Origin of the sequence: Rhodococcus sp. 14-2483-1-1 (genome assembly GCF_002259335.1) — a bacterium.
Classification (GTDB): domain Bacteria; phylum Actinomycetota; class Actinomycetes; order Mycobacteriales; family Mycobacteriaceae; genus Rhodococcoides.
Window position 1 is genome coordinate 11,044 of the sequence record NZ_NPFX01000002.1, and the last position, 12,051, is coordinate 23,094.

Annotated in this window: 12 protein-coding genes; 5 read left to right on the top strand and 7 right to left on the bottom strand. The window is 63.8% G+C overall.

Going from position 1 to position 12,051, the window contains the following annotated elements; genetic code table 11:
• Positions 1-197 precede the first annotated feature (197 nt).
• Together CH294_RS00145 and CH294_RS00150 are read left to right on the top strand one after the other, a co-directional pair.
• A complete protein-coding gene (locus CH294_RS00145) occupies positions 198-1,010 on the top strand; it encodes an FAD binding domain-containing protein (protein ID WP_094736681.1) in 813 nt (270 codons plus the stop codon).
• Entirely contained in the window at positions 1,007-3,721 is a 2,715-nt protein-coding gene (locus tag CH294_RS00150; RefSeq protein ID WP_094736682.1) for a molybdopterin cofactor-binding domain-containing protein, read from the top strand. Before CH294_RS00145 ends, CH294_RS00150 begins: the two co-directional genes overlap by 4 nt.
• On the opposite strand, the gene CH294_RS00155 is transcribed toward CH294_RS00150, so the two are convergent.
• The 3 genes from CH294_RS00155 to CH294_RS00165 all read right to left on the bottom strand — a co-directional run bounded on the left by CH294_RS00155 (position 3,693) and on the right by CH294_RS00165 (position 6,123).
• Positions 3,693-4,130 carry an Lrp/AsnC family transcriptional regulator gene (locus CH294_RS00155; RefSeq protein WP_032376860.1) on the bottom strand — a complete coding sequence of 146 codons (438 nt, stop codon included), beginning with the start codon at positions 4,128-4,130 and terminating at the stop codon, positions 3,693-3,695. The genes CH294_RS00150 and CH294_RS00155 overlap by 29 nt on opposite strands.
• A gap of 98 nt (positions 4,131-4,228) precedes the next feature.
• Positions 4,229-4,939: a type II CAAX endopeptidase family protein gene (locus CH294_RS00160; protein WP_032376859.1), complete on the bottom strand. Its 711-nt coding sequence runs from the start codon at positions 4,937-4,939 to the stop codon at positions 4,229-4,231.
• Complete coding sequence (locus CH294_RS00165; RefSeq protein ID WP_094608005.1) at positions 4,939-6,123, bottom strand: NAD(P)H-binding protein; 1,185 nt, start codon at positions 6,121-6,123, stop codon at positions 4,939-4,941. Before CH294_RS00165 ends, CH294_RS00160 begins: the two co-directional genes overlap by 1 nt.
• Positions 6,124-6,177: 54 nt before the next feature.
• Here CH294_RS00165 and CH294_RS00170 point away from each other — a divergent pair, with 54 nt between their 5' ends.
• Positions 6,178-6,780, top strand: coding sequence for a hypothetical protein (locus CH294_RS00170; protein WP_032404802.1), 603 nt, complete (start codon positions 6,178-6,180; stop codon positions 6,778-6,780).
• 3 nt (positions 6,781-6,783) lie between these two features.
• Here CH294_RS00170 and CH294_RS00175 read toward each other — a convergent pair whose 3' ends face one another.
• Both CH294_RS00175 and CH294_RS00180 read right to left on the bottom strand, forming a co-directional pair.
• Positions 6,784-7,902 carry an acyl-CoA dehydrogenase family protein gene (locus tag CH294_RS00175; protein WP_094736683.1) on the bottom strand — a complete coding sequence of 373 codons (1,119 nt, stop codon included), beginning with the start codon at positions 7,900-7,902 and terminating at the stop codon, positions 6,784-6,786.
• Between the two features lie 37 nt (positions 7,903-7,939).
• Positions 7,940-8,230 (bottom strand): hypothetical protein, encoded by a 291-nt coding sequence (locus CH294_RS00180; protein ID WP_141216423.1) that lies wholly within the window; start codon positions 8,228-8,230, stop codon positions 7,940-7,942.
• A 48-nt stretch (positions 8,231-8,278) separates the two neighbouring features.
• Here CH294_RS00180 and CH294_RS00185 point away from each other — a divergent pair, with 48 nt between their 5' ends.
• A complete protein-coding gene (locus CH294_RS00185) occupies positions 8,279-9,508 on the top strand; it encodes an aminotransferase class I/II-fold pyridoxal phosphate-dependent enzyme (RefSeq protein ID WP_094736685.1) in 1,230 nt (409 codons plus the stop codon).
• Positions 9,505-11,070 (top strand): NAD-dependent epimerase/dehydratase family protein, encoded by a 1,566-nt coding sequence (locus tag CH294_RS00190; RefSeq protein ID WP_094736686.1) that lies wholly within the window; start codon positions 9,505-9,507, stop codon positions 11,068-11,070. Before CH294_RS00185 ends, CH294_RS00190 begins: the two co-directional genes overlap by 4 nt.
• Here the strand turns inward: CH294_RS00190 and CH294_RS00195 are convergent.
• Together CH294_RS00195 and CH294_RS00200 are read right to left on the bottom strand one after the other, a co-directional pair.
• Positions 11,054-11,575 carry a DUF1992 domain-containing protein gene (locus tag CH294_RS00195; RefSeq protein ID WP_094736800.1) on the bottom strand — a complete coding sequence of 174 codons (522 nt, stop codon included), beginning with the start codon at positions 11,573-11,575 and terminating at the stop codon, positions 11,054-11,056. The two genes, CH294_RS00190 and CH294_RS00195, sit on opposite strands and share 17 nt — an antisense overlap.
• A 97-nt stretch (positions 11,576-11,672) precedes the next feature.
• On the bottom strand, positions 11,673-11,924 hold the full coding sequence (locus CH294_RS00200) for a hypothetical protein (RefSeq protein WP_032376853.1): 252 nt from the start codon (positions 11,922-11,924) through the stop codon (positions 11,673-11,675).
• Positions 11,925-12,051: the final 127 nt, after the last annotated feature.

Sequence of the window (12,051 nt, forward strand, 5' to 3'; positions counted from 1 at the left end):
TCGCCCTCCCCCGGCTCGGCATCACTGCGCTTGTTCGAGACCACAGTAGGTGCGGGTTGTTTCCGCCGAGTTTCGGACGGATCGCCGGACCACCGCAGATCGGTAACAGAAACTCACTAGAGTTCGAGGTGACACATCGGGTGGTGGACCTGCCGGCGCGGTGGACCCTCCCGGCGAGGATGAGGTGAACGAAGACCATGGATCTCGGCACTGTCGACGACGTTCTGCTTCCCGGCTCCCGAGCGGACCTGCCGCCGGGACGCGCGGACACCGCAGTACTCGCAGGTGGTACCTGGCTGTTCTCGGAGAAGCAGGATCATCTGAGTACCCTCGTCGACATCACCGCCTTGGGCTGGGAGCCGTTGACGGTCACCGAGGCCGGGCTCGAGATCGCCGCCACGTGCACGATCGAGACGCTGGCGCGATTCGATTCGCCGTGGCCTGCCGCCGCACTGTTTCCTCGCTGCGCCGCAGCACTGTTGGCCTCGTTCAAGATCTGGAAAACCGCCACCGTCGGCGGCAACATCGCGTTGGCCCTGCCCGCCGGTGCGATGATCTCGGCCACCGCAGCCCTCGACGGAATCGGGAAGGTGTGGTCGGCAGACGGTCCCGAACACGACTACGACATCGCGATCGACGATCTGATCACCGGACCGCACACCAATGCTCTTCGCCCTGGAGACGTGTTGCGCAGCATCGAGATTCCACGGTATGCGCTCGAGGCGAGGACGGCGATGCGCAAGCTCGCGCTCTCACCACTCGGCCGATCGGCCGCGGTGGTGATCGGGCGGGTCGACGCCAGCGGCAAGTTCGTTCTGACGGTCAGCGCATCGACGGTCCGCCCGTTCTTACTTCGCTTTCCGGCTCTGCCGACGGCCGACGAGCTCGACGAGGCGCTGGCCGAGACGATCGGTCCCGAGCAGTGGTACGACGACCCCCACGGTGCGCCGGACTGGCGTCGACACATCAGTTGCACTGCAGCCCAGCAGATTCGCGAGGAGTTGTCATGATCGTCGACATCAACGGAGTACCGACCGACATCGACCCGCGGCCGGGCCAGTGCCTACGAACCATGCTGCGCGAACTCGAACATTTCGAGGTGAAGAAAGGCTGCGACGCAGGCGATTGCGGAGCATGTTCGGTGCTCGTCGACGGTGAGCCGGTGCATTCGTGCATCTTCCCGGCATTCCGTGCCGCGAACCGATCCGTGACCACCGTTACCGGGCTCGGCACCCCGGACGACCTGCACCCCATACAGAGCCGCTTCGTCGAGGCCGCGGGCTTCCAGTGTGGGTTCTGCACGGCAGGAATGGTCGTCACTGCATCGACGCTGACCGAGAACGACATGGACGAACTCCCCGAGCGGCTGAAGGGAAATCTGTGTCGCTGCACCGGGTACCGAGCCATAGCCGATGCAGTCTGTGGTGTGGTGAACACCGAGAAAGCCGTCGACGGACCGGCCTGCGGGCGATCCGTCGCGGCACCGGCCAGCGCCCGGATCGTCACCGGAACCGAGCCTTACACACTCGATCACTCACCCCAGGGGCTACTGCACGCCACGGTGCTCGGCAGCCCGCATGCGCATGCTCGCATCGTCGCCATCGATGTCGCCGCCGCGGAGCGGGTGCCCGGGGTCGTTCTCGTGCTCACCGCGAAAGACAGCCCCGCAACCGCATTTTCGACGGCACGCCACGATCGCCGCGTCGACGATCCCGACGACACCCACGTACTCGACACCGTCGTGCGCTTCATCGGCCAGCGGGTGGCGATCGTGGTCGCAGATTCGGTCGCTGCCGCGGAGGAAGGGTGCCGCGCCCTCGTCGTCGAGTACGACGTGCTGCCTGCAGTGTTCGATCCCGAATCCGCGCTCGAACCCGGTGCGCCGAAGATCCACGGCGACAAGGATGCGACGGCTCGCATTGCGGATCCGTCACGAAATCTGGTGGCAGAGTTGCACGGTAGCACCGGGGACGTCGACGCCGCGGTCCGTGACGCGGCGGCGGTGATCACCGGGCGGTGGACGACGCAGCGAGTACAACACGTGCACCTGGAGACCCACGGCACCATCGGGTGGCTGGACGAGACGGGGAGGCTGAATCTGCGCACCAGCACTCAGGTTCCGTTTCTGGTACGCGACGAGATCTGCGAGATCTTCGGCCTTCCGCGCGAAGGGGTACGGGTGTTCACCGCCCGCGTCGGCGGCGGCTTCGGCGGCAAGCAGGAGTTGCTGACCGAGGACGTCGTGGCGCTGGCAGTGCTCCGCACCGGCCGACCCGTGCAATTCGAGTTCACGCGGACCGACGAGTTCACCGTCTCACCGTGTCGTCATCCGTTCCGGGTCGACGTCACCGCTGCCGCGAGCGCCGACGGCACGTTGACCGCGCTGTCGATCGACGTTCTCACCGATGCCGGGGCCTACGGCAATCACAGCGCCGGAGTGATGTTCCACGGGTGCGGCGAGTCCGTCGCCGTCTACCGGTGCGCCAACAAGCGAGTCGATGCGAAGACCGTCTACACCAACAACATTCCGTCCGGAGCATTCCGTGGCTATGGACTGGGACAGGTGATGTTCGCGATCGAATCGGCAATGGACGATCTGGCCAGAGAGATCGACGTCGATCCGTTCGAGTTTCGGCGACGCAACGTGATCGTCCCCGGCGACGACATCGTCGCCGCGCATCTCGAGGAGGACGACCTGCAGTTCGGAAGCTACGGCCTCGATCAGTGCATCGACCTCGCCGAGGCGGCCCTGCGACGCGGCAACGGTGAGCATGCGCCGACGGGATGGAAAGTCGGCGAAGGGATGGCGGTGGCCATGATCGCGACCATTCCACCACGCGGCCATCGCGCCGAGACGTCGGTAGCGTTACTGCCCGAGGGTCGGTACGAGATACGCGTCGGAACAGCGGAATTCGGCAACGGGACCACTACCGTGCACACTCAGATCGCGGCGAGCGAGTTGGGCACGTCGGTCGATCGCATTCAGGTTCGTCAGTCCGACACCGACTCCACCACCTACGACACCGGTGCCTTCGGTTCGGCGGGCACGGTGGTGGCAGGCAAGGCTCTCTACGCGGCGGTCCGCGCTCTGTCGGCACGGATTCTCGATATCGCCGGAACCGTTACCGGACAACGGCACTCGGACTGCATACTGGGGCCGGAAGGCGTGCGGTGCGGCGATCGGTTCGTCACCCTCGACGACATCTTGGCGAAGGCGGGTGGCTCGCTGGTCACCGAGGGCAACAGCGGCGGGCTACCGAGATCTTTGGCGTTCAATGTCCAAGCGTTCCGGGTGGCGGTGGACGAGAACACCGGCACCGTGCAGATTCTGCACTCGGTGCAAGCCGCGGACGCAGGAACTGTGATGAACCCGCAGCAGTGCCGCGGCCAGGTCGAAGGTGGCGTTGCACAGGCTATCGGCAGCGCACTGTACGAGGAGATCCGTACCGACAGTGCCGGTCTGGTCACCACCGATTCCATCCGGAGCTATCACGTTCCGCAGTTCGCAGATATTCCTCGGACCGAAGTACTGTTCGCCGACACGTACGACCGGTTGGGTCCGTTCGGTGCGAAGTCGATGAGCGAGTCTCCGTACAACCCCGTCGCTCCTGCTTTGGCAAACGCTGTCCGCGACGCCGTAGGGGCCAGACTGTACGACCTACCGATGTCCTCGGACCGCGTGTGGCGGGCCGTCAGCGGTCGTAGAACGTCTGCAGAATGATGGTGCTGCGTGTCTGCACGTTGGCGGTGGCCCTGATCTCCTGCAGTAGGCGCTCGAGTGCACGGGGCGACTCGACCCGCACCAACAGCACGTAGCTCTCCTCGCCTGCAACCGAATGGCACGATTCGATGGCCGAGAGGTGCTTCAGTCTGGCGGGAGCGTCGTCGGGTTGTGCCGGGTCGATGGGAGTGATGGCGACGAACGCCGACAACGGCCGCCCCAGGGCTTCCGGATCGACCTGGGCGGTGTAGCCACGGATCACGCGCCGCGACTCCAGCCGTCGGACTCTGGATTGGACGGCCGAGACGGACAGGGAGGCCTTCTCCGCCAGCGTCGCCAACGTGGCGCGGCCGTCGGAGACAAGCTCGTCGATGATCAAGCGATCGACGCGATCGAGATTTTCACTCACCTGCGCAATGTAGCCCAGTTCAGGAAAGAATCAGCACGCAGGACCGTTTTCGTCGACCGAATCGGTGTTTGCGCCTCTTTCTGCTCGAACATCGGCGGTCACACAAACAGCGGCGGTAGAGCGAGAACCATGACCGCCGACCAACTGACGTGCGTGAGTATCGGTGCCAGGATTCCTCCCGATGCACGCCGCTGAAGACCCATCACGTACCCCAGCAGCACAGCGGCGAAGCCGAGCATCGGATTGCCGGACGCGAGAGTGGCGATCGCGTACACGACGGTCGAGATGATCACCGGGTTCTTCACGCCGATCGCCGAGTACAGCGCCCCGCGGAAGAAGATCTCCTCCGCGACCCCGTTGAGCAGCGCGATGAAGACGATCAGAACCAGCGAGCCCACTCTGGCGTGTGCGAGCACGTTCTCGGTGAAGTCGGCCAGCGGCGGAATCTGCCGTACGACCAGGCCGCCGAGCATGAATACCCCGCCCACGGCGAGACCGATCAGGATGGGTGTGACGATCGGCCTACGGATCGAACCGCCGACCACGATGCGTCCCAGATGTAGAGGGCCCGAGAGCAGTCCGCCCACCGTCCACACCGCAGCGAGTACGAGCGTCAGTGCGTAGAACGACGGGTCGCCGGGCTCGACCTTGAGCGAAAAGTAGAGCACTGTGGCACCGATCACCAATGTGATCATGACGATGATCCGGCGCTTGCGGAATGCTGCGTCGGATTCTCGGTGATCGCGCTCCACAGGATCGACCAGCGCGGACTTCATCACGTTCAGCGCGGTCGTCGACCACGTTCCCATCACGCCTCCTCGGTATCGGTCAAGCGACGCACGGCCGATGACACGCGTCGGTTCACACCGGCCACCACGTCCAGGTTGGTACGCACCGCTGCCGCCACCGGCTTCGAGGACAGCAGTCGACGCCCGCCGAGGGCTTCGATCAAGCCCCAGGTTCGGTCCGAGGACGCTGCCACACCGCGACGCCGGACTCCCAGGGCATCGCCGCCGCTCCACGCCGCATCCGTGTTCGCCAGCCGAAGCGGATCCTTCAGCGCACACACACCGGGAGGCTCACCGACCATGCCCCGCACACTACGGGCCATGGCGTCTGCGATGGTGGTCAGACCACGTGGAGGGTCGGGAACGAGTTCACGTATCCGGCTCTCCGACGTCGTCATCGTGTTGTGCAGCGACCCCACCAGATCCTCGGCGAGCCCGGCCGGAACAGGAATGATCAGGCCGATCACTTTGCCCGCGAGCGAGGTGGGCACGAACGGCACCGGGACCCCGACCCGTTGAAGACCGGCAGCTTCGACATACGCGAACACCAGATCGCGGTACGGCACCACGTCCGGCCCACCGATGTCGTACGAGCCCGCCGGGACCTTCTCGCCGTCCGCGGACGCCACCAGATAGTTCAGCACGTCGTCGACGGCGATCGGCTGCACGGGCTCGGCGAGCCAGCTCGGCAGCGGCAGTACCGGCAAGCGATCGGCAAGATAACGCAACATTTCGTACGACGTCGAACCGGCACCCATGACGATGGCGGCTCGGAGCCAGACCAACTCGACCCCGTCCACCGTCAACGCTTCCCCCACGTCCGCGCGACTCGCGAGATGCTCGGAGAGGTGGTCGTCGTCGGGTACGAAGCCACCCAGATACACGATCCGCTGCACACCCGCCCGGGCCGCAGCCGCGGCGAACTGCTCCGCGGACCGTCGATCCTGCGCACGATAGTCGGACTCACCGATGGCGTGCACCAGGTAGTACGCCACATCGATGTCGCCGGATTCTGCGAACGCAGCGGCACACGACTGCTGGTCGGTGACATCCAGCGACACCGCAGTGACGGAGTCGTAGAAGTCGAAGGTTCGCAGGTTGCTCGGCGTACGAGAACCGACCACGACGTCCGCACCGTCTGCCAGCAGAGCTGCCACCAGCCGCGACCCGATGTATCCGCTGGCACCGGTGACGAGGGCTCTCATGCTACGAGGCTAACGGCACTCGGGGCGTGGTGTCGGTGTGGCATTGTCGCTCCTATGGCTCTGGTGTTGGCAGGCGTGGTGCTCCCCGATCCACTCGGTACCGAAACGGTGCTCCGGCGCGGAGTCGCGGTGGCGCGGGTCGGGGTGACCTGGATGATCACCACAACCGAATTCGCGCTTACCCTGCCCGGCCGAATCGAAGCACTGATGAACCACATAGAGACATTGATGACACGCATCGACCGGGTGATCGACTCGGCCGACGCCGTTGTCGCCAGCGTGCAGCGAACGACCGGTGCCGCCGACGAGGTCGTCGCCTCGGCATCGGTCGCCTCGCACACTGCGCTCGAGCTGATCGAACTGTTCGATCCCATCGCCAAGCAGGCCGAGCCCATGGCGCGGAGGTTCGTCGACAACCTGTCCGACGAAGAGGTCGACGCCGCCATTGCCATGGTCGATCAGTTACCCGGCCTTCTCGCTCACATGGAAGCTCTGCTCCCCATCCTCGCCACCCTCGACACGGTGTCCCCCGAGATTCACGAATTGCTCGGAGTCACCAAAGACGTCCGCCGCGCGGTGATCGGCATCCCCGGGTTCAAGTTCTTTCGAAACCGAGGCGAAGACAAGTTGAACGACGAAGAGCGCACCGAAGAGTGACCACTACTTGACGAAGGCGAAATCTTCACCTGCATGGAAACGGGCCAGGGTCTCCGAGATGGACCGCCGTGATGGCGGGTGAAATGCAAACGCGTGCAATGCTGCTGCGACGTAAGCGATTTCGGGTGACTTGATGAAGCCGATCCCGCCGAGCGATTCGATGGCAGCCGAACTACTACGGACCAGTGCGTCACGGATCGCAATGCGGTTGAACAACAGTTTCACCGAGATGTCCTGTCCGCGTTCACCTTCGTCGAAGGCGCGGGCCACGTTCTCGATAGCCGCCATGGACGCCTCGAGTTCGGCCGCCGCCCGAACGTAGCCCTCGTAGTCGCCCTTGTTCTGCTCGATCATCCGCTCGAGCAGTGAAGTCGCCGCACCGATGTAGTTGGCGGAGATCAACATGCCGAACCAGAGGTAACCGGTCATCTCGTGCACGCCATCGGGGTCGTCGTCCTTGTTGGGCAGGACCAGGCTCGCGGGCACTTCGACGTCTTCGAGCAGAACTTCTTCGCTTTGTGCGCCGGCCAGAATGTCGGTGGTCCAGAACGGCTGCACGCTCATACCCGGGAGGCTGGCCGGAATCAGAGCGACCGCGCGGTCACCGGAGTCGATCTCGACACTGCAGGTCAGCAGATCCATCGAACGTGCCAGACTGCACGGCTTCTTGCTTCCGTTGACGATGTAGTTGTCGCCCTTCTTCACAGCCGTCATCGTCGGAATGAACACACTCCCGCCGGTGACGCCCTCGGAGAATCCGGAGGCGACGATCGCCTTCTGTTCGACCAACCCCTTGATCAGTGCTCGGTCGTCCTCGGTGGCACCGCGCGCGAACTCCGTCAGCGAGGCGAGCGAAAGATGGTGCATCGTGGTTCCCGCGCCGAGAGAGGGCGAGCGAGACCCGATGGCCCTCTGCGCCCGGACCGCGTCGATGGCCGGAGCACCGAGACCGCCCAGTTCGCCCGGGACCACCAAACCGGTACCACCGAACTCCCGAAACTTGTCGATCGCATCCGATTCGCGCGACTCGAGTCGGTCCAGCGGGGTTGCGTCCAGATAGCTCAGAAGGCCGGGCATGTACTTCTCGAGAGTTTCTCTTTCGCGCACCATTAATCCGGTCACAGTTCATCTCCTTGTGTCACTAGTTGATCGTGTGTCACTAATTGATTGCAGCGACGACCATTTGTACCATCACTTGATCGCGACAAAGCGGTCGAAGATTTTCGAGCACAGCGGTGGAGCGGGTGAATTCGCGCTGGCCATCAACGTACCCCTCTACCTGCACAGATAAACTAAAGATATCGTAAAATTTGACCCAGAAAAAAGTACCCAAATCATTTTTTCGGACTGATTTACCAACTGCTTTCCGCTGCAAGAGCGTCTTTTTGAACATCGAATATTCTTCGGCCGAATACCAATCGATGATGCTGCCCGCTCCGAATGAACTCAAGAATTCGCGACAATCCACAATCAACTCTGTGAGGAGTTCTGGTAAACGATGGTTGTCAACAGATTGATGAAACGACTCGGCGGAGACGAACGCGTGGACTTGCTGCGTGCGGTTCGAGAAGCCGATGTGGTCCCTTACTTCCGCAAGATGGAATCGGCCGTCGCGCCGGTTGTCCGCGTCGAGGGCCGAGACAAGATCATGCTCGGGTCCAACAACTACCTCGGCATTGCCGACCACCCGAAGGTTGTCGAGGGTGCCCAGCACGCACTGGACACATTCGGAAGTGCTGTCACCGGAAGTCGTTTGCTCAACGGCACTTTGGACCTCCACCTCGAACTCGAACACGAAATTGCCCAGTGGCACGGAACCGACGACGCACTCGTCTTCACCACGGGGTACCAAACGAATCTGGGAACGATCAGTGCGATCGTCGGACCCGGTGACACGGTGATCGTCGATTCGGCGGCACACGCATCGATCCGCGACGGCAGCGCACTCTCCGGCGCGTCGGTGGTCAAGTTCAAGCACAACGACATGGCCGATCTCGAAGCCAAACTTCAGCAGCCCGTCGTCGATGACGGAGCCGTGCTGGTCATCGTCGACGGCCTGTATTCCATGGAGGGCGATCTCGCACCGCTCGACGCCGTCTCCGATCTGTGTATCCGCTACCACGCAGCGCTGATGGTCGACGAAGCCCACAGCCTCGGCGTCTACGGGCCCGAACTCACCGGAGCAGCCGAGCTGTTCGGCATCACCAAGGACGTCGACGTCACGATGGCATCGCTGTCGAAGAGCCCGAGCTCCACCGGTGGGTTCGTCACCGGATCGAGTGACTTGATCGACACCCTCCGGGTCAAGGCCCGCGCCTTCCTGTTCACGACCTCGGGCGTGCCTGCTGCAGTGGGTGCAGCGTTGGCTTCCGTACGCCTGATCCGTAGCGACGAGGGTAAGGACCGGGCTCGGCGCGTACTCGAGAACGCCGAGATCTTGCGCGGCGGATTGCAGTCGGCCGGGCTCGACGTAGCAGGCCGCTCCGTGACCCCGCACGGAGATACGGCTGCCCCCATCGTCTCCCTGCACATCGGCGACGACCTCGTGGCCATGAGCCTGTGGAAGAACCTCTACGACCGAGGCATCTTCACCAGCGCCGCCTTGCATCCCGCCGTACCGAAGTCGGGTGCCATACTCCGCCTGTGCGTGATGGCGACACACACCGAACAACAGCTGTCGACCGCCACCGAGCAGATCATCGAGGCCGTAGCAGAGCTGCCCCGATGAGCGAGCACGCCCGCGGCTTGCGTATCGCGGTCACCGGAGCCACCAGTGACTTCGCGGCCGCGATACTTCCGAGGCTGTTCGAGGATCCCGAGGTGGACACGGTCATCGGGATAGCCCGTCGCCCAGCCCGGATCACGCACCCGAAGTTCACCTCGCTCCGCTCGGACATTCGCTCTCCCGACCTCGAGGAAACGTTCGCTGGATGCGACGTCGTGCTGCACCTGGCGTTCGTGGTCGAAGAGCTCAAAGACAAGGCCGAAACCCACGACATCAACCTGCGCGGCTCACGCAACGTCATCGATTCGGCCTATCGAGCGGGCGTGGCTCGAGTGGTGATCGCGTCGAGCATCAACGCGTACGGTGCCGACATCGCTCCGGAGCCGCTCACCGAGAACAGTTATCCTGCAGGCGATCCCAATCGCTACTACTTCTACGACAAGGCCGAGGTGGAACATTATGCGGAGTGGTGGCTCCGTAGGCACCCCGGCGAGATGACCATCTCCATGTTGCGGTGCACCTACATCATCGGACCCGACTTCGCCAACGACGGAATCGACCAGTTCACCGGGCCGATCGGCGCATTCCCGGAGGCGGATCGGGCGTCGTATCAATTCCTGTACCAGGACGACATGGCCGACGCCTTCCATCGCGCGGCCAAGACCGACCTCGTCGGCCCGTACAACCTGGGTCCGGTGGACTGGGTCGGTGTGCGCGAACTCGCTGCGATGCAGGGCCAGTTGATGTTCGACGTTCCGCAGAAAGCTGCGACGCATGTTGCGAACGTTGCGTTCCGACTGGGGCTCACCCCCTTTTCCGGCCAGTGGGTCACACCGGGCGAACCCATCGTCGATTCCTCGGCTCTCGGCCGCGCCACAGGCTGGGCACCGACACTCACGGCACACGAGAGTGCCGCGGTGATGATTCTGCTGCAGGGCAAGTCACTGTTGCGTCGTGGGGACGCCCTGGCGCGGGGCATAGCGTGCGAAGCAGCGCTACGCCCGGCATCGGAGGCCGTTGCACTGAGCCGCGCTGACGTTGTCGCACTGCAGGTGGAACATCGACAGCTCGATACCGGGCACGGAAGCGTGCACGCCGAGATCCATCGAGCGTCCATCGAATCCGAGCAGTCGGTGGTGCTCGTCGCCGACGCAGGTCTGCATGCGCGGTACCTCACCCCGTTGGCCTCGGACATCACTGCCGGAGGTGTCGATGTTGTGGTCCTCGATCTACCCGGGCACGGCTTGAGCACAGGTCCACGCGGTCGATCGTCGGCGGCGCAGACCACCGAGGCCGTGGATGCAGCACTACGTTTCGCTCGAGTCGAGCTCGATACCGCGCCGATCACCGTACGCAGCGGAACCCGTCACGCGGCGGACACTCTGGTCGGCGGACTTCTCAGGCGGGCCACCGGCTGGAAGACGATGGAAGAACCGTCACACTCCGACGGGCTGCTGCCGTCGAGAATTCGGGTCGACGGAACATCCGGCATTCCGTTCGTGTCGACAGCCGCCGATGCGCTCGCCTTGTGTACGACCACAACGGGTCTCAGCGCCGCCAGGTGAATGTTCGACGCACACGCGTCCACCACGATCGTCGAGAGGTATCGGAGTCTGCCGCAGGGGGCTCGACCGACTGCGAGCGATGCTCACGCTCGAGCCGGTCCACCTCGGCTCGGTTGGTTCGCCATTTTTCCAGCCATGCGTCGACATCGACCGGCCCCAACGGAACGATCGGCGGCGTCGGAAACCGAATCCAGTCGACGATGCGAGCGTTCAACTCGTCGAGGACATCTCGTGCCGAGTCTTCGCGTCGAATGCCGATCAGCGTGGACGGCAGCCGCTCGATCTCCTTGCGAAGCTGCAGTGCAGTGGGCAACAACGCGTCGGCCGGGAGGTTTTCGCGCTTCAGGTAGCCGCGAACCCACCACAGCTCGTCGCGGGGATCGCCCAGGGGAATCGGTTTACCCGCCCCCTCCAGCCCCTCGAAGGCACCCTCGTCCTGGGCCTGACGGATTTGCTTGTCCACCCAGGACTCGAACGTGACTCCTGGCTTCTTGCGTTCGGTCACCCCATCGACTGTAGATCCGATGCCGCGGTGTTCGCCAGGTTCTCCGGACACGACGAGACCCCGGCCCTACCGGGCCGGGGTCGATGCCAGAGCTGGATCAGCCGTACTCGGCGACCAACCGGTCGAATTCGTCGCGGTCGATGACCTGGGGCTCGTTGATCGCGAGCGCCTGTGCGTACTTGCTCGCCAGGTGGTAGTCACGACCGAGCGGCCCTTGCTCGGCGTCGTCCTCGTCGGACTGGATGCTCGCTCCCGGGGGAACCTCGTTCTGCAGGCCGTTGGTCTTGCTGCCGAGCAGAGCATCGAGTTTTGCGGAAATCTTCTGCATGGTCTCTTGGTCGTCGGTCATGGCGACCGGGTACCCGAATCGAGGGAAACAACACGGGCTCGGTGAACCCGAGCTGCACGGGGATTATCTGTCGGCGCCCCGGGGCATGATGGTGGGATGGCCAGGCACGGTATCGGCGCAGAAGCAG